This is a genomic window from Devosia sp. YR412 (assembly GCF_900110945.1).
In the GTDB taxonomy this organism is placed as follows: Bacteria; Pseudomonadota; Alphaproteobacteria; order Rhizobiales; family Devosiaceae; genus Devosia.
Window position 1 is genome coordinate 129,019 of record NZ_FOFL01000003.1, and the last position, 17,550, is coordinate 146,568.

Annotated in this window: 17 protein-coding genes and 1 tRNA gene; 9 read left to right on the forward strand and 9 right to left on the reverse strand. The window is 63.9% G+C overall.

Going from position 1 to position 17,550, the window contains the following annotated elements:
* Positions 1-106 precede the first annotated feature (106 nt).
* The gene (locus BM045_RS11805) at positions 107-2,413 is read left to right on the forward strand and encodes a putative bifunctional diguanylate cyclase/phosphodiesterase (protein ID WP_139198779.1); all 2,307 of its coding nucleotides are present in this window, start codon (positions 107-109) and stop codon (positions 2,411-2,413) included.
* A gap of 131 nt (positions 2,414-2,544) precedes the next feature.
* Entirely contained in the window at positions 2,545-3,297 is a 753-nt protein-coding gene (locus BM045_RS11810; protein ID WP_139198780.1) for an N-acyl amino acid synthase FeeM domain-containing protein, read from the forward strand.
* A gap of 4 nt (positions 3,298-3,301) precedes the next feature.
* Here the strand turns inward: BM045_RS11810 and BM045_RS11815 are convergent.
* The 5 genes from BM045_RS11815 to hemC form a co-directional block, all read right to left on the reverse strand.
* A tRNA-Thr gene (locus BM045_RS11815) sits at positions 3,302-3,377 on the reverse strand.
* A gap of 13 nt (positions 3,378-3,390) precedes the next feature.
* Positions 3,391-4,758 (reverse strand): heme biosynthesis protein HemY, encoded by a 1,368-nt coding sequence (locus BM045_RS11820; RefSeq protein WP_092183524.1) that lies wholly within the window; start codon positions 4,756-4,758, stop codon positions 3,391-3,393.
* The gene (locus tag BM045_RS11825; protein WP_092183526.1) at positions 4,755-5,999 is read right to left on the reverse strand and encodes a COG4223 family protein; all 1,245 of its coding nucleotides are present in this window, start codon (positions 5,997-5,999) and stop codon (positions 4,755-4,757) included. The genes BM045_RS11820 and BM045_RS11825 overlap by 4 nt, the downstream gene beginning before the upstream one ends.
* 27 nt (positions 6,000-6,026) lie before the next feature.
* A complete protein-coding gene (locus BM045_RS11830) occupies positions 6,027-6,755 on the reverse strand; it encodes a uroporphyrinogen-III synthase (RefSeq protein WP_170848482.1) in 729 nt (242 codons plus the stop codon).
* Positions 6,752-7,696 carry a hydroxymethylbilane synthase gene (gene hemC, locus BM045_RS11835; RefSeq protein ID WP_092183530.1) on the reverse strand — a complete coding sequence of 315 codons (945 nt, stop codon included), beginning with the start codon at positions 7,694-7,696 and terminating at the stop codon, positions 6,752-6,754. Before hemC ends, BM045_RS11830 begins: the two co-directional genes overlap by 4 nt.
* Before the next feature lie 58 nt (positions 7,697-7,754).
* On the opposite strand from hemC, the gene tsaD reads away from it, so the two are divergent.
* Genes tsaD through BM045_RS11860 form a run of 5 tightly spaced genes read left to right on the forward strand, consistent with a single transcriptional unit; the run spans position 7,755 to position 10,997 of the window.
* Positions 7,755-8,834 carry a tRNA (adenosine(37)-N6)-threonylcarbamoyltransferase complex transferase subunit TsaD gene (gene tsaD, locus BM045_RS11840; RefSeq protein WP_244522974.1) on the forward strand — a complete coding sequence of 360 codons (1,080 nt, stop codon included), beginning with the start codon at positions 7,755-7,757 and terminating at the stop codon, positions 8,832-8,834.
* Positions 8,824-9,810: an NAD(P)H-dependent glycerol-3-phosphate dehydrogenase gene (locus BM045_RS11845; protein WP_092183534.1), complete on the forward strand. Its 987-nt coding sequence runs from the start codon at positions 8,824-8,826 to the stop codon at positions 9,808-9,810. The genes tsaD and BM045_RS11845 overlap by 11 nt, the downstream gene beginning before the upstream one ends.
* A complete protein-coding gene (locus BM045_RS11850; RefSeq protein WP_092183536.1) occupies positions 9,811-10,104 on the forward strand; it encodes a YciI family protein in 294 nt (97 codons plus the stop codon).
* 5 nt (positions 10,105-10,109) lie between these two features.
* Complete coding sequence (locus tag BM045_RS11855; RefSeq protein WP_092183538.1) at positions 10,110-10,544, forward strand: EVE domain-containing protein; 435 nt, start codon at positions 10,110-10,112, stop codon at positions 10,542-10,544.
* A gap of 48 nt (positions 10,545-10,592) precedes the next feature.
* Positions 10,593-10,997 (forward strand): DUF1761 domain-containing protein, encoded by a 405-nt coding sequence (locus tag BM045_RS11860; RefSeq protein ID WP_244522975.1) that lies wholly within the window; start codon positions 10,593-10,595, stop codon positions 10,995-10,997.
* 4 nt (positions 10,998-11,001) lie between these two features.
* Here BM045_RS11860 and BM045_RS11865 read toward each other — a convergent pair whose 3' ends face one another.
* The 4 genes from BM045_RS11865 to dapF form a co-directional block, all read right to left on the reverse strand.
* Entirely contained in the window at positions 11,002-11,673 is a 672-nt protein-coding gene (locus BM045_RS11865; protein ID WP_092183540.1) for a septation protein A, read from the reverse strand.
* A gap of 95 nt (positions 11,674-11,768) precedes the next feature.
* Entirely contained in the window at positions 11,769-12,977 is a 1,209-nt protein-coding gene (gene ftsY / locus BM045_RS11870) for a signal recognition particle-docking protein FtsY (protein WP_092183542.1), read from the reverse strand.
* A gap of 27 nt (positions 12,978-13,004) precedes the next feature.
* Positions 13,005-14,270, reverse strand: coding sequence for a tRNA (N(6)-L-threonylcarbamoyladenosine(37)-C(2))-methylthiotransferase MtaB (mtaB, locus tag BM045_RS11875; protein WP_092183544.1), 1,266 nt, complete (start codon positions 14,268-14,270; stop codon positions 13,005-13,007).
* Positions 14,270-15,121, reverse strand: coding sequence for a diaminopimelate epimerase (dapF, locus tag BM045_RS11880; RefSeq protein ID WP_092183545.1), 852 nt, complete (start codon positions 15,119-15,121; stop codon positions 14,270-14,272). Before dapF ends, mtaB begins: the two co-directional genes overlap by 1 nt.
* 263 nt (positions 15,122-15,384) lie before the next feature.
* Between dapF and BM045_RS11885 the strand changes: the two genes are divergently transcribed.
* On the forward strand, positions 15,385-16,545 hold the full coding sequence (locus BM045_RS11885; protein WP_170848483.1) for a GNAT family N-acetyltransferase: 1,161 nt from the start codon (positions 15,385-15,387) through the stop codon (positions 16,543-16,545).
* Entirely contained in the window at positions 16,542-17,495 is a 954-nt protein-coding gene (locus BM045_RS11890; RefSeq protein ID WP_092183549.1) for a cupin-like domain-containing protein, read from the forward strand. The genes BM045_RS11885 and BM045_RS11890 overlap by 4 nt, the downstream gene beginning before the upstream one ends.
* The last annotated feature ends 55 nt before the right edge of the window (positions 17,496-17,550 follow it).

Genomic DNA, 17,550 nt, shown 5'->3' on the forward strand with positions numbered 1-17,550 from the left:
ATTGACTCTCCCATTGGGAAATTTCCCCATACGATCTGGCGTTGCCGCGCTGGCAAGGCGTTCTTAAGGCCTCTGGGCTTTGATCGCGGTGAACAAGGGGAATTGAGTGTTTACCTCGGCCCGTAAGACAATGCCGGCTCTCGACTATGTGTCGATCATCCGTTCGGTCTATGGTGACCAGCGGGCGTTGCTGTTTGGGGCTTTCGCCAGCGCCGGCGTGGCGGTGATCACCGCGATCAAGGCCGAGGCGCCGGTGCTCTATGCCGTGGCCGCCGCTATCCTCCTCGTCGGGCTGATCCGTTTTGCCAATATGCAGGCTTTCTGGCGCGCCGGGATCGGTGACGAGGATGCCGCAGCAGCCGAGCATTGGGAACATCGTGCGCTGGTCGGTGGTGCGCTGGTCGCTTTCACCCATGGCATCTGGTGCCTCGTGGCCATCCTCGTGGTGCGCGATCCCTTTGCCGAACTGGCCAGCTGCACGCTGACCATCGCCTCCTCGGTGGGCATGGTGGCGCGCAATTTCGGTCTCGACCGGCTGCTCACCATCCAGATCATTTCGCTCTCGGTGCCGCTCTGGGTGGCGATGTTCTTCCGTGGCGATTTTTATCACCAGGCGCTGGCGGCCATGCTGGTGCTGCTGCTGATCAGCTTCCGCAAGCTGGCCGGCGATATTCGCGCGCTGCTGCTCTCGGCGGTACATGGGCGCCTCGAAGCGTCGCGACTGGCTGCCGAACTCGACATGGCGATGACGACCTTGGAGCATGGCCTCTGCATGCTCGACGGGCGCGGCACCATTTCCTTTGCCAATGAGCGCGCCGTGCGACTGCTATCGTTTCTGGGGCCGAATGCCCTGGTCGGGCGACCTGTCGGCGCAATCCTTGCCGATCTTTCCGACAGCAAGACCTCGCCGCAGTCGGCGATCGACCGGCTGTCCGACCTGATCCGCACCCGGTCCGCTGGCAAGGTGCTGCTTTGCCTGCCCGGCGAGCGCTATTTTGAAATCACCGTCAGTTCGCGCCGCGAGCGCTGCGTGCTGCTGTTCGAGGATATCAGCGAGCGCATCGCCGCCGAAGAGCGCATCACCTTCATGGCGCGGCACGATGCGCTGACCGAACTGCCCAACCGCACCTATTTCAGCGAGTTGGCCAGCGAGGACATGAATGCCCGGCTGCGGGCCGGCACGCCATCGCGTGTCGTCTCGCTCACCTTGGTCGATATCGACGACTTCAAGCATGTCAACGACACCTTCGGTCATATCGTCGGCGACGAGCTGCTGGTGCAGGTGGCGGGTCGGCTGCGCCAGGCGATGCCGACGGGGACCATGCTGGCCCGGCTGGGCGGCGATGAATTCGTCATCTATAGCGGCCATGCTGGCACGGATGCGCAGATCCAGCAGGATGCGGCCGCAATTCTCGCGGCCTTTGCCGATCCCTTCCTGCTCGACGGTCTGACGCTATCGGTCAGCGTCAGCCTGGGCCTGGCCACCAGTGCGGTGGCTTTCGAGGCGCTCGACGATCTGATGACCAAGGCGGACCTGGCGCTTTATTCCGCCAAGGGCGACGGCAAGGCGCGTAGCCAGCTGTTCCACGCCCAGATGGATATCGATTATCACTATCGCCAGCGGCTCAAGAGCGACCTGCATGATGCGGTCAGCGCCGGGGCCTTGACGTTGGCCTTCCAGCCGCTGGTCGATCTCAAGTCCCGCAAGGTGGTGACCTGCGAGGCTCTCGCGCGGTGGAACCACCCCGAGCTGGGCATGATCCCGCCCTCGACCTTCATTCCGCTGGCCGAGGAAATGGGGCTGATTTCCGATATCACCGCCTGGGTGCTGCAGCGGGCGACGCTGCAATGCAGCCTGTGGCCCGACAATGTCGCGGTGGCGGTCAATATTTCGGCGCGCGACTTCCGCGTCAGCGACCTGACGGCGCTGGTCGATGGGGCGCTGAACCAGTCTGGCCTTTCGCCGTCGCGGCTCGAGATCGAGGTCACCGAAAGTGCGGTGATCGAGGAGCGCGATATCGCCCAGCGCGTGCTCACCGCCTTCTCCAAGCGCGGCATTGCCATTGCGCTGGATGACTTCGGCACTGGCTATTCCTCGCTGAGCTATCTCAATAGCCTGCCCTTGACCAAGCTCAAGATCGACCGCTCCTTCGTGCTCGATATTGCCCAGAATGCGCGCTCGCTGCGCCTGCTGGCCAATGTGGCGCGGCTGGGTCGCGACCTCGATCTGACGGTGGTTGCAGAAGGCGTGGAAACCGAGGCCCAGCTCAACACCATGCTGGAACAAACCGAGGTGCAGCAGGTTCAGGGCTATTACTTCAGCCGCCCGGTGGCCGAGAGTGAAATCGGCAATCTGATCGGCCGGCTGAATGCCGACTTTCGTCCGGTAGAGACAAATCGCCGGATTGGTTAACGCAGTTAAACCACTCTAAACACCTGAAATTATTGATGTGCCCGGCGCAGACGTCGCGCGGGTCAGGATTTTTACGCGTGCGCTCATAGCTAACAGAACGTTAATGTTCCCGGGCTTAGGGGACGGTTGGCATGAGTATCGCGTCGCAGTCGCAATCGAGTTCGTCACGCTTTGCCACCACTTTGGTCGACCTGCTCGACCATGTGCGTTACCGCCGGGTGCCCGCCGAACAGCAGTTCGATCCAGTCTATCGGCTGCGCTACGAGGCCTATCGGCGCGAGGATTTCATCCCGATCAATTCGCAGCAGGTGACCCGCGACGAGTTCGACGATCTGGCCAATTGCTATTGCTTCGGCGTCTATATCGAGGACCGGCTGGTCAGCTCGTTGCGCTTCCATGTGGTGACGCCCGAGCAGTCACATTCACCCTGCATGTCAGTATGGCCGGATGTGTTGCAGCCCATGCTCGACCGCGGTCAGAGTTTCATCGATCCGGGCCGCTTTACCGCCGATTTCGAGGCCTCGCTGGCCTATCCGGCATTGCCCTATCTGACGCTGCGGCTGGCGGCCATGGCCTGCGAATATTTCCCGGTGCGCTATTGCATGTCGGCGGTGCGGCCCGAGCATACGGCCTTTTACAAGCGCATTTTCGGGGCGACGCCTTTGGGTGACGAGCGGACCTATGCCAATCTGGCTTTTCCGATGCAGCTCTATACGGCCGAAGTGCCGGCAATCCGCGACCGGGTGGCGGATCGCTACCCGTTCTTCATGTCGACGCCGGAAGAACGGGCGGCCTTGTTCGGCCGGGAGAACCCCAATGTCGTCGCCATCGCGCCCTCGGCGCGACAGGCGCAGAGGCTCGAATTGATGGCACGGGCTGGGTGAGAAGTGGTGCCGCTTAGGTGACTCGAACACCTGACCCCATCATTACGAATGATGTGCTCTACCAACTGAGCTAAAGCGGCAACGGGTGGCCTTTTACGTTGGGTTGCCTGCCGGTGCAAGAGGCAAGCGTGCTTCCGCTGGCAATTGCGGCAATGGGGATGGTTCGGACGCGCGTTGCGTCACGGTCATGGGCACTTTCCATTCGAAGGCATCGAGCCGCCCGGTGACCGGGGAAATCGGCTCCCATTCGTCGCTGACCAGGCCATCGGCCGTCCAAGCCGGATCGCGCGGCGCACGCACCGCGCGGCCCAGCCATTCGCGGGCCTTGCCCTGGTCGCCGCTCTGGCCTTCCTCGATCTCGGCCATCAGGCTGGCGACGCCCTGCGTGACATCGTTCTCGACGAACGGCGCCAGTGCCTTGCGGGCCAGCGGCCAGTCATAGGCTTCCACGGCAGCGCGGGCCAAGGCCATGCCAGCAGCGCGGTGCGGCGGCGGGCTTTCGATGATCTCGCCGAGACGCTTCAGCCGTTCCAGCGCCGAGGCGCCGGGCTGGGCGTGGCTATAGAGCGCGGCGACCTCGGGATGGCCGGTGGCGCGCCAGATGCGGCGCAGCAGGCTCATCGCCTTGCGCGTCTCGCCGCGATTGATGTGGATGCGGGACGCGATCAAAGCGGCGGGCACGAAGTCGGGCAGGAGTTTCAGCGCCGTCAGCGCATGGTCGAGCGCAGCCAGCGGAGCGCTGTTTTCGGCCTCGCGGGCGCGCGCAGTTTCGATCACTGCCTGGCGGCGGCGCTTGCGGGCGCGCTCCTCGCGGCTGGATGCCTGTTCGACATTGACCATGGCGACGGCTTCGGCCCATTGGCCGCGGCGGGTCAGGTCGTCAAAGACCGCATCGGCGGCCCAGCCGCTGGAGGGGGACAAGGCCAGTGCCTTGCGGGCAAAGGTTAGCGCCGCGTCGGGGCGATGCTGGGCGCGCGCCTGATCATAAAGCCCGGTCAGTGCCGCAACGGCGGTTTTCTCATTGGCGATCAGCGCGCGGTAATGCTCGCGGGCAGCAGGCATATCACCTAGCGCAAGGTCAGCGCGGGCTTCTAGCAGCTTCGCGGCAGCGTTGGCGGGCAGGCGGGCTTGCGCTTCGCGTGCCAGCGAACGGGCGCGAGCCGGATCGCCAGCCTGTAGCGCCACCACGGCGTCGGACAGGGCTTCGACGCCCTGTTCGCGACGGCGCTCCTTGTTGCGGCGGGCCATGTGGCGCGGCGTATTCAGGATGCGGCGGACAATGCCCCAGACAAAGATCACCACGATGGCGATCACGATGAAGATCAGCACCGCCGCGCCAAGCCTTGGCTGCATGCGATAATTGGCGACTTCCAGCGTCAGCGTACCGGGCAGGGAAATCATCCAGGCGGCGAGCGCCGTGATGATCAGGCTGCCGACGATCCAGGAGGCGAGGCGGATCATTGCAGGGCCTCGCCGGAAAGCGCCCTTGAGCGCAAGGTATCGAGGAAGCGGCCGGCCTCGGCCTGAGTGGCGATCAACGCTGGCACATCTTCGCCGGCCGTCACCATGGGTGCGGGCAGGGCGGTCAGCAGCGTCTCGGCACTGGCGAAGTCGCGGCGGGCGATGGCGCCTTCCAGCCGGCTCATCACCGCTTCGGGGCTATCGCCCTCGATCTCGCCGGTCGGGCGCAAAGCGATAGCCGAGCTGAACCAGTCGAGCGCGCCATCCTGCCATTGCGCATTGGGATCGGCCGGCTTGCCGGCCAGCATGGCGGGCAGCTCCTCGGCAAAGCGGCGGGCGATCACGTCTGGTCGCGGTAGGCCTGTCTCTGCCGCATTGGCGATAGCGGTAGGAATGGCCGCGCCCGGCGTTGCGGCGCGGAGGGCGGCCAGCTCGGTGGCATAGGGCCGGCCATTGGCAAAGGCGGTCTCGAAGCCCGAGAGAATCAGCGGCAGCTGCAGCACGGCCCCGATATCGCCGGGCTGGCTGGCGAGAGTGGCGGTGGTTTCGCTGACCGTGGTGTCCAGCGTGCGCAGGCCGGCTTCGGCCGTGCCGATGCGGGCGGCGATCTCATCGATCCGCGAGGTCAGTGCGGCCAGTTCGGTGCGGACAGCGTCCACGCCCGTGTCGGCGGGTGCATTGGCCAGCGAATCAACGCGCTCGGACAGGGTGGCGATTTCCGTTTCGATGGGAGCCAGATCCACGGGAGCGGTTTCCGCGGTCGTCGTCCCGGTCGACGCCGAGTCTTCCAGCGCGCCGATGCGCTGGTTGAGGGCGGCCAGTTCGGACTGGGTGGTCTGGGTCACCGTTTCCAGCTCGGGAATGGCGCTGGCGAAGCTGGCGATTCGTGGGTCGGCAGTGGGGGCCGGAGCAGGCGCCGAAGGCCAGAGGCCTGCCCAGGCGAGGCCATAAGCTGCGGCCAGGCCGAGCACGCCGCCGGCCACGGTGGCGGCAATGGGAAAGTTGGCGCTGGGCACAGGCGTGACGGGCGCAGGCTTTGGCTCGGCCAGTTTCGGCTTGTCGCTCGGCGCGGGCTTGCTGGCCGCCGGTGCTGGCTCGGCCTTGGCCGTGCTGCTGCTGCCGGTCTCGCGCGCCTTGAGATCGAGCACGGGCGGCTTGACCGCGCCAGATTTGGTCTCGGGCTTGCTGGCCTCAGGCTTGCCCGAAGCCGGCTTGGGATCGTTGCCTGTCGTGTCCGCCATCGCAGGGTGTCCTCTCGTTGGAGCCGATCATGGCCCAGTTTGCTCGCGCGCAACAGCCAAAGCCAGCGCCATCATCGCGTCTTCATCGGGCCGGTCGGCCAGGCTGATGCGGTTGAAATGCGCGCCCAGCAGCGGTTCGGCCACGGCCTCGCCCAGGCAGAGCATGGCAATCGCCTGCTTTTGCGCCCGGTCGAGCTTGGCTGTCAGGGTGGCAAAGATCTCGGCAGTGCGGCGCGAATAGGCCAGAACGGCGGTAATCTCGCCGCTCGCCAGGCTATCCAGAATCGACGCAGGTAAAGCCTCGACGGCGACCATTTCGTAGATCTTGGCCGTTGCAACCATGATGCCGAGCGGCGCCAAAGCCTTGGCCAAGTCTGCGCTCTGATGCTTGCCGGTGGGATAAAAGATCGGCCCGCCCATGCGCGAGATGGTCATGGCATTGACCAGATCCTGTACCGCGCCGGCGGCGCTGCTGACGCGGACAAAGCCGGCCGCGCTGGCATCGGCCGCCGTGCGATCGCCGACGGCAAATACCGGGAGATGGGCATAGGTGGCCACCACATCGCGCTCGACAAGGGTGCGCACGGCATTGGCGCTGGTGAGCACCATGGCGGTAAAACCATCGGGCGGAGGGAGGCTGACATCCACGGCCTGCCGGATCATGACGGGCGCGACAACGGCCGCAATATCGAGCGCCGTCAGACGCGATAGCGTAGATTGCGCATCCGGTTCGGGCCGCGTCACCAGCATGGTCATGCGTTGGCCGCCCATTGCGCCAGCCATTCGGTGCCAGCCTGGGCGATCAGTTCTTGGCCGACCTTTTGGCCGAGCGCCTGCGCATCGCTGCCGGTGGCAGCACTTTCAAAACTGGTCTTGCCGTCGAGGCTGAGGATCTGGCCCTTGAGGGTCAGCGTGCCGTTGCTGAGCGTGGTCAGCGCGCCGACCGGGGTGCGGCAGGAGCCGTCGAGCACGGCCAGCATAGCGCGTTCGGCGGTGATGGCGGTATGGGTTGGGACATGGTCGAGCGCTTCGACCAGCGCTGCCATGCGCGCGTCATCGCTGCGGACGGCAATGCCGATGGCGCCCTGTGCCGGCGCCGGCATGAAGATTTCTGGATCGAGCGGCGCCGTAGCGCGGTGGCCTTCGCCGAGGCGATTGAGTCCGGCCATGGCCAGCATGGTGCCGTCCGCCACGCCATCGAGCAGCTTTTGCAGCCGCGTTCCGACATTGCCGCGAAAGGGCACTATTTCGAGGTCCGGCCGCACCCGCAACACCTGGGCAGCACGGCGAATCGAAGAGGTGCCGAATTTGCTGCGCTCGGCCACATGGTCGAGGCTTTGCACCTTCACCGACATGAAGGCGTCGCGCACATCCTCGCGTTCGAGGAAGGCGGCGAGACGGATGCCGTTGGGCAGGCGGGTCGCTACGTCTTTGCTGGAATGCACGCCGATATCGACCCGGCCACTCAGCATGGCCTCGTCGATTTCCTTGGTGAACAGGCCCTTGCCGCCGATTTCGGTCAGGCTGGCATTGCTGGCCTGGCTGCGATCGCCACCGGTGGAAATCACCTCAATAGCGATGTCATCTTCGCTGACGCCGTGGGCCTCGCTGAGCAGGCGTCGCAACAGTCGCGCCTGGGCGAGGGCCAACGGGCTGCCGCGTGTTCCGATCCGGGCGAAAGGTTGTGGCGATTGCAAAGGCGGAATGTCCTATAGTAGTCACAGGCTAACCCTCAAAGGGAGTAACCAGTTCGTCGTGACCGGGCAAGCACCAGCCATCATCCTTGGCATAGAGACCAGCTGCGACGAAACCGCGGCAGCCATTGTTCTGCGCGATCAATCCGGCAGGGGCGTAATCCGTTCCAATGTGGTGCGCAGCCAGCTCAACGAGCATGCGGCCTTTGGCGGCGTGGTTCCCGAACTGGCCGCCCGCGCCCATGTGACCTATCTCGACCATATCATCGCCCAGGCCTGCCGTGAGGCGGGTATTGAGTTGAGCGATGTCGATGCCATTGCAGCTACGGCTGGCCCCGGCCTGATCGGCGGCGTGCTGGTTGGCCTGACCACGGCCAAGGCGCTAGCCGCAGCGCTCGACAAGCCGCTGATTGCCGTCAATCACCTCGAAGGCCATGCCCTCACGGCCCGGCTGACCGATGGCGTGCAATTTCCCTATCTGATGCTGCTGGTTTCCGGCGGGCATAGCCAGTTCGTCCTGGTGCGCGGCGTCGGCGACTATGAGCGCTGGGGCACCACCATTGACGATGCCCTGGGCGAAGCCTTCGACAAGGTGGCCAAGCTGCTCAGCCTCGGCCATCCCGGCGGGCCCGCGGTGGAACAGACCGCCAAGTCGGGCGATTCCAAGCGCTTCAAATTCCCGCGTCCGCTGCTGCGCGAGGCACGGCTGGATTTTTCCTTCTCCGGCCTCAAGACCGCCGTGCGGCTGCAGGCCGAGGCGCTGGCGCCGTTGAGCGATCAGGATGTCGCCGATATTGCAGCCAGCTTTCAGGCCGCGGTGGCCGAAATCGTCGCCGTGCGCTCGCGTCAGGCGCTGGAGAAGTTTGCCACGGAATTTCCGGGGCAGGAGATGCGGTTGGTGGTTGCCGGCGGCGTGGCCGCCAATCAGCAGATCGGCAATGCCCTGCGTACGGTCTGTGCCACCGCCGGTGCCACGCTTATCGTGCCGCCGATTGCGCTCTGCACCGACAACGGTGCCATGGTGGCCTGGGCTGGTGCGGAGCGCTTTGCCTTGGGGGCGCAGGATGGCCTCAGCTTTGTCGCCCGCCCACGCTGGCCGCTCGATCTCGATGACATGAAGGTCCAACCCGATGCGGCTTGAAACGGTTCTCGTCATCGGCGGTGGCGCGTGGGGCACGGCTTTGGCACAGGCCGCAGCCATGGCCGGGCGGCAGGTGTCGCTGGTAGCCCGTGATGCGACGCAGGTCGATGAGATCAATACGCAACATACAAACAGCCGATATCTTGCCAACCAAGTGCTGCATGCCAATGTCACCGCCACGACTGTCGCGTCCGACGCCGATATCATCATCCTCGCCGTCCCCGCCCAATCCAGCCGAACGGCGCTCGGCGCACTTGATCCTGCGCTGCTGGCCGGCAAGCCGGTTGTTCTCTCCGCCAAGGGCCTCGAAACCGGCACGCTGGATCGCCAGTCGGAAATTCTCACCGACATGGCGCCGGATGCCATTCCCTACGTCCTCTCCGGCCCGAGTTTCGCCGCCGACGTGGCCGCTGGCCGGCCAACCGCCGTGACGCTGGCCGGTGATGATGCCGAAGCAACCTCCGCTCTCGCCGCAGCCCTAGCCGGTCCGAGCTTTCGGCCCTATGCCGCCGATGATCGGATTGGCGTCGAAGTGGCTGGAGCCCTGAAGAATGTTTACGCACTGGCTTGCGGTGCCGTGGAAGGCGCCGAGCTCGGTGCCTCCGCCCGCTCCGCCCTCATCGCCCGGGCCTTCGCTGAAATGAGCCGCATGGTGTCGGCCATGGGCGGTTCCGCCTCGACGCTGACGGGGCTAGCCGGGCTGGGCGATCTGACGCTGACCTGCACCTCGGTGCAGTCGCGCAATTACCAGTTCGGTATGGCGCTGGGCCGCGGCGAAAGCGTCGAAGCGATTCTCGCGTCCGGCGCTAAGCTCGCTGAGGGCGTTGCGACCACACCCGTCGCCGATGCGCTGGCTAAAAGCCTTGATGTCGATGCGCCGCTGATTGCCGCTGTACAAGCCGTGTTGAGCGGCGAGGCCAATATTGCCAAAGTGGTGGCCGGGCTGATGTCCCGCCCCCTGAAACGTGAGGACTGAATGCTCTACGCCCTGATTGCCAAGGACGCGCCTGGCGCGCTGGACAAGCGCCTTGCCACCCGCCCGGTCCATCTGGAACATCTCGAAAGCGCAGGCCAGAAGCTGCGCCTGGCCGGGGCGCTGCTGGACGCGGATGGCAAGCCGGAAGGCTCCATCGTCGTCTATGAGGCCGAAACCATCGAAGAGGCGACAGCCTTCTTCAATGCCGATCCTTTCGTCAAGGAAGGCATTTTTGCCAGCACCGAGATCAAGCCCTGGCGCCTCGCCTATGACCACATGTCGCCGAAGGCCTGATCGATATGGCCTATTGGTTGATGAAGTCCGAGCCCGATGTGTTTTCCTTTGACGACCTGGTCGCCAAGAACAAGCGCGGGGTGATGGAAGAGTGGCATGGCGTACGCAACTACGCAGCGCGCAACAATATGAAGGCCATGGAGCTGGGCGACCAGGCCTTTTTCTACCACTCCAATGTCGGCAAGGAGATCGTCGGCATCATGAAAGTGGTGGGCCTGGCGCATCCCGATTCGACCGCCGAGCTCAATGCCAAGGGCGAAGTGGTCTGGGAATGCGTCGACATGGAAGCGGTCAAGCCGCTGCCCAAGCCGGTAACCCTGGCCACGGTCAAGGCAACGCCGGAACTGAGTGAACTTGAACTGGTGAAGCTGTCGCGGCTGTCGGTGTCGAAGGTTTCCGACACGGAATGGAAGCTCATCTGCCAGATGGGCGGACTTTAAACGCCGTGATATTGTCCCCGTGCGCTATCTGGCGCCGGGGGAAACATCATGATTTCGCATTTTGCCGTCAATTGGCTGGCCGTCATCCTGGCCACGCTTGCCGCCTTCGCCTTTGGTGCGGTCTGGTATATGGGGCTCTCAAAGCAGTGGCTCGCTGCCGTGGGCAAGACGCGCGAACAGCTCAACGTCGGCTACACGCCCTTCATCTGGTCAGTGCTGGTCGAGCTGGTGATGGCCTATTTCATCGCCACGCTGACGCCGGCCATCCTTGGCGAAATCACCGTCGCCAATGGGTTGATCGTCGCCGCCCATCTGTGGTTCGGCTTCGTGCTCACCTCGATGATCATGAACCATCGCTATGAAGGCATGAAGTGGTCGCTGACCCTGATCAATAGCTTGCACCTGCTTGGCGTGCTGCTGATCCAGGGCGCGGTGATCGGGGTGTTTGGCTAAGGCTTTAGCTCTCGACGACGATCGGCGGCACGTGCTTTGGCTCGGCCGCCGGCGCATATTTGTTGAGCAGGCTGACTTGGCTGATCGAGAAGATCACGGTCAGCGGCATGACGCCCCACACTTTGAAATTGATCCAGACATCAGACGAAAAATTGCGCCATAGCACTTCGTTGATCACGGCCAGCAGCACGAAGAACAGACCCCAGTTGAGGGTGAGCTTGCTCCAGCCCTCTTCGCGCAGCTTGTAGACATCGCCAAAGACATACTTCAGCAGCGACTGTTTGAAGATCAGGCCGCCCAGCAGGGTTGCGGCAAACAGGCCGTTGGTGATCGTCGGTTTGATCATGATGAAGGCGGGGTCGCGGAAATACAGCGTCAACCCGCCGAAGACCAGAACGACCACGCCGGTCACCAGCGGCATGATGGCGATCTTTTTGAGGATGAACCAGGTCAGCACCAGCGAGATCAGCATGGCGGCCATGAACACGGCCGTGGCGAAGACAATAGCCTGTCCGCCAAACCATCCGCTCAAGGTTGCACTGCCATCGAGAATGGCTTCGCCGCGCGCATTGGCGATGAAAAACGTGACCAGCGGACCCAACTCGAGCGCCATTTTGATGACCTGCGGACGCAATTCGTCCCAGTTGATCTCGGGCTCGGCGGTTTTCTCGGTCATGTGTCAGAACTCGTTAGGTGCGACGCGGGGACAATGTGAGGGCAATGATCCCCGCATGCAAGGCGGGATAGTCCCCAAGCATGGTCAGATTGCGGCTACTCGGTCCCCGCGATGGCCCGGGCAAACTCGGAGGCGGTAAACGGTTCGAGATCACCGACGCTTTCGCCGACGCCGATGAAATGCACCGGCAGGCCGAATTTCTTGGCGATGGCGACGAGAATGCCGCCGCGCGCCGTGCCGTCGAGCTTGGTCATGACGAGGCCCGTCACACCGGCGCGCTGGCCGAAGATTTCGACCTGCTTCAGCGCATTCTGGCCGGTTGTGGCATCGAGCGTCAGCAGCGTCGCATGCGGCGCACTGGGATCGACCTTCTTGATGACGCGGATGACCTTTTCCAGCTCGTTCATCAGCTCGTCGCGGTTCTGCAGCCGGCCGGCCGTGTCGATGATCAGGATGTCGCGACCTTCGGCACGCGCCTGGGTGACTGCATCGAAGGCCAGCCCCGAGGCATCGGCGCCGGCCGGACGCGAAATCACCGGCGCATTGGTGCGCTGGCCCCAGACCTGCAATTGCTCGATAGCGGCAGCGCGGAAGGTATCGCCGGCCGCCAGCATCACCGACTTGCCCTGGTCGGCAAATTGCTGCGCCAGCTTGCCAATGGTCGTGGTCTTGCCCGAGCCGTTGACGCCGATCATCAGGATGATGAAGGGCTTTTGGGCGTCGTCGATGACCAGTGGTCGCGCGACCGGGCCGAGCACTTTTTCGACCTCGGCTGTCAGCACGGCACGCACATCTTCGCCGCTCACATCGCGGTCGAAACGATCGCGGCGCAGGGTTTCGGTGATGGCCATGGCCGTTTCCATGCCGAGATCGGCCTGAATGAGAACGTCTTCCAACTCGTCCAGCGTCGCATTGTCCAGCTTGCGCTTGGTGAAAACCGAGGTGATCGAGCCGGTCAGCTGGTCGGACGAGCGTTTGAGGCCCGTGGTCAGCCGGGCAAACCAGCTCTGGCGCGGCGGCTCGATGGGGACGTCCACAATGGCCGGCGGATCGATCGCCACGACCATGGTCGGCTGTGGCTCCGGCTCCTCGATCGCCTCGACATAGTCGGGCGTGGTCTCGGGCGGGCCGGGCAAGGGGACGGTATCGGGCTCAGGCGCAGGCTGCGGCTCTGGCGTCGGCGCGACGGGTTCGGGTGCTGGGACCGGCGCTTCCGGCACAGCTTCAGGCGGCGCCGGCGGTTGCACGACGGGCGTCTCGCCGCCGAACAGGCGCTGGAAGAATCCCGGCTTCTTGTCATTCATATGTGGTGCCTTTGAAGAGTGCCCGGATCAGGCCGCCTGGCGCAGGGTTTCACCCAGCAGGCCCTGCCCTGCAGTGCCGGTAATGCGAACGGAAAGCAAGGCGCCCGCGGGCGCGCCGGGCATGGCGATGGGCAGGAAATGCTCGGTGCGGCCGAGTTCATTGTGTTCCACCAGCACGGTCTCCACCTTGCCGACGCGCGAGGCGCAGAGCCTGGCGAACTGGGCTTCGCCTGCCGCCCGCAGCTGCGCTGCCCGATGGCGCGCAATCCGGCCATCAACCTGCGGCATGCGCGCGGCCGGCGTGCCTTCGCGCTGCGAATAGGGGAAGACATGCAGATAGGTCAGGTCCGCCTCGCTGATGATATCAAGCGTATTGGCGAACATGGCGTCGGTCTCGGTCGGGAAGCCGGCGATGATATCGGCGCCAAACACCATGTCGGGGCGTAAGGCGCGCAGCTTGCCGACAATCTCCAGCGCATCGGCGCGGCTGTGCCGCCGCTTCATGCGCTTCAGGATCAGGTCATCGCCCGATTGCAGGCTGAGATGCAGATGCGGCATCAGTTTGCGGTCATTGGCAATAGCATCGTAAAGCGCTTCGTCGGCCTCGATGGAATCAATGGACGAGATGCGCAGCCGTGGCAGGTCGGGCACATGGCGCAGGATGGCCTGCACCAGCTTGCCCAGCGTCGGCATGCCGGGCAGGTCGGGGCCATAGGAGGTGATATCGACGCCGGTGAGCACCACTTCGCGATAGCCGTTGGCGACGAGCTTTTTGACCTGTTCCACCACCATGCCCATCGGCACCGAGCGCGACGGGCCGCGGCCGAAGGGGATGATGCAGAAGGTGCAGCGATGGTCGCAGCCATTCTGCACCTGCACGAACCCGCGAACGCGGCCGTCCATGCCTTCGATCAGATGGCCAGCGGTTTCCCGCACGCTCATGATGTCGTTGACCTGCACCTTGTCATTGAGGGGCAGGCCAAACACCATGGGTGCATAGCTTTTGGCGCGCAGCTTGTCGTCATTGCCGATCACCAGGTCGACCTCGGCCATGTCGCCAAAGCTGCGCGCTTCGGTCTGGGCCGCGCAGCCGGTGACGATGATGCGGGCATCCGGATTATCGCGGCGGGCCTTGCGCACGGCGCGCCTGGCCTGGCTCACCGCCTCGGCGGTCACCGCGCAGGTATTGATGATCACCGCATTGTCGAGCCCGGCCTTTTCAGCCTCGGCCTGCATCACCGTGGCTTCATAGGCATTGAGCCTGCAGCCAAAGCTCAGCGTTTCGACGGCCATCAGGCCGCCACCTCATTGCGCGCCCAGAGGCCGGACAGGGGATCGAGCGTGCCGGTCCATTCGAGCTCGGCGGCGCCGGTCAGCACCACATGGTCGTCATCGCGCCATTCGATGAACAGGTCACCACCGGGCACGGTAACGGTCGCGGCACGCGCCGTGCGGCGGGTGCGAGCGCCATTGACCAGCGCGGCGCAGGCGGCGGTGCCGCAGGCTTCGGTGAGGCCAGCACCGCGTTCCCAGGTGCGCAGGATGATCTTGTCCGGTGCCATGACCTGGGCGATGGAAATATTGGCGCGTTCGGGAAAGATCGGATGGTTTTCCAGCATCGGGCCAAAACGGTCCAGCGCATAGCTCCACACATCCTGGTTGACCCAGAAAGTGGCATGCGGATTGCCCATCGAGGCGACCGATGGCGAATGCAGAACCGGCGCATCGATCGGTCCGATCTGCAGTTCGATCTTGCGCGTATCGGCAAATTCCTCGGCCAGCGGAATCTCGTACCACGCGAGTTTGGGTGTGCCCATGTCGACGGTCACGAGCCCATCGTCGCGCTCTTCGCCAAACAGAATGCCAGCCACGGTTTCGAAGGTAAACTGCTGGCGGCCCTGCTCTTTGGTCAGCGCCTGTACCACGCAGCGCATGCCATTGCCGCAGGCCTGGGCGCGCGTGCCGTCGGAATTGATGATGTCCACATAGGCCACGGTGCCCGGGATCTTGGGATCATGGATGGCCATGATCTGATCGAACTTTGTGCCGGGCGTCCCATCGATGGCAATGGCGGCAGCCGCCGTCACGCGGTCGCCGCGGCCACGCATGTCGACGACGATGATCTGGTTGCCCAGCCCGTTCATCTTGAGAAAGGGGACAGCGCTCACTGCAAGGGTCCGCCATGGGTTTAATTGTTGGACCCTATATGGCGGATGCGCGCAGAAATTGCCAGTGGCGGGGTCTTGCGGCTTCGTAAACTGGGCTGGTTAGCGGCTGATAAAGATAAAAATCTTCATATATCGTAAGGGTTTCGCACTTCATGGCGCCTTAACCAGAGTGGCAGGCAATGGACCACCAAAGGTGCATTCGCGGCTATGGTCCAATCGCACGAGTGGGGACGCCGGCAATGAGCGAGACAGCGATGGAAAGCGCAAGAAAAGTGCAAGCTTTGACGCCGTTTGCTGCCATCTTGCCGCCTGTTTTGCCGCTTGACCAGGTCAGCCGCCCCGCCTGGGACGATCTGGTCGCCTCGTCCATCGAACCCAATGCCTTTTATGCGCCCAGTTACGCCCTGCCAGCTTTCGGTCTGAGCAAGACGCGTGCGCTGGTGGCCCATGCCGGTCAGATGCTGATCGGCCTGCTGCCGGTGGCTTCGGGCTGGTCGGTTCTCCGACTGCCGCTGCCGGTGCTTGTCGCGCACCAACCCTATAGCCCGCTGACCGTGCCGCTGCTGTCGGACGCTCATGCCGAAGCGGCTGCCGGCGCTTTGATCGACGCTGCTGCTGCGAGTGGCGCGCGGGTGCTGTCGCTACCGTTGATGATGCTGGAAGGCCCGGCCTATGCGGCGCTGAGCGCGGCCATGGCCCAGCGCGGTATCGTGCCCACAATTCATAACCGCTACCAGCGTGCGGCGCAGGATGCGACGCAGGGTGCCGAGACCTATCTGCGCAATGGCTTGGGCTCGAAGCGACTCAAGGATTTCCGCCGGCTGCGCAATCGCCTCGATGAGGAAGGTGCGGTCAGTTTCACCGTTCATACCGATCGCGCCGATGTCGTGGCGGCGCTGGATCGGTTCCTGGTGCTCGAAGCCCTCGGCTGGAAGGGCGCCGGCGGGACCGGGCTCGGCCAGAGCGATAACGATGCGTGTTTCGTGCGCGCAGCAGCTACGGCCGGTGCTTTCGAGATTGCCGAGCTGATGCTGGATGAGCGCCTGATCGCCTCTGGCATCATCATGCGGCAGGGCGATCGCGCGTTCTTTTTCAAGATTGCCTATGACGAGACCCTGTCCCGTTACTCCCCGGGCGTGCAGCTCACGCTCGAACTGACGCGGCTGTTTGCCGCCGATCCGACCCTCAAGCTGGTCGATTCCACTGCCGATGCCGGCCACCCCATGATCGATCATGTGTGGCGCGAGCGGCTGGCGCTGGGCGACTTGCTGATTCCCACCCATCCCAACGACCCCATCGCCGCCGCCATCATCAAACTGATGGCTTTCCGACGCGGCCTGCGCAGCCGGCTCAAGACTTTGTGGCTCCGCATCAAGACCTTCAAGGAGAACCGGACATGACCGAACCACTGCTGACCGCCGATGATTCCGCCTTCAAGTCGCTGTTTCCCAACAAGCCGTTCCGCATCCGCCATAGCCTGGCCGGCGATCCGCGCCTGACTCTGCCGGCCATCCTTGAGCTGGTGAAGGCTTTGCCGCGCGATCGCATCGAATATAATTCGGGCAAGGCTGCGGTCAGCCAGGACCCGTCTTCCACCCCGCTGGTCGATCTCGACCCGGAAGACGTCATCACCCAGATCGAGACCGCCGGCGCCTGGATGGTGCTGAAGCGCGTCGAGCATCACCCGGTCTATAAGGAATTGCTGGAAGAGGCGCTGGCCTCGGTGGCGATCGCCCAGGGCTACAAGAGCGCCAAGGATGCGCGCTTCACCGATATCCAGGGCTTCATGTTCGTCTCGTCGCCCAATTCGACGACGCCCTTCCATCTCGACAGCGAAGACAATTTCTTCGTGCAGATCCATGGCGACAAGCAGTTCGCCATCTATGACAATAGTGATCGGTCCATCGCCTCCGAGGACCAGATCGAGCATGCGATCACCAAGCATCGTAACCTCAAGTTCGACGATGCCCATGCCGCGCTCGGCACGATCAACGAGCTGCAGCCGGGCGAGGGCGTGTTCGTGCCCTATATCTGGCCGCACTGGGTCAAGACCAAGTCCACCTATTCGATCTCGCTGGCCATCACCTGGAAGACCCCGGAAGTGAAGCGCCGTAACGATCTCTATGTGGCCAATTCCATGCTGCGCGACCGTGGCTTCCCGCAGAAGGCGCCCGGCGTCAGCCCCGGCTGGGACGGCGCCAAGGTGGCCGCCGTGCAGACGCTAGCGCTTCTGGCTGCACCGCTGCGCAAGAGCGAGGGCCTGCGCAAGGTGATCCGCTCGATCGTGCTCGGCAAGGATGCCAATTATTACTATCGCGACAAGGCCAAGCCCAAGCAGATCGGCATGTAAGCCGGCTGCAGGCCACGACACAGGCGGCTCGGGAAACCGGGCCGCTTTTTGTTGG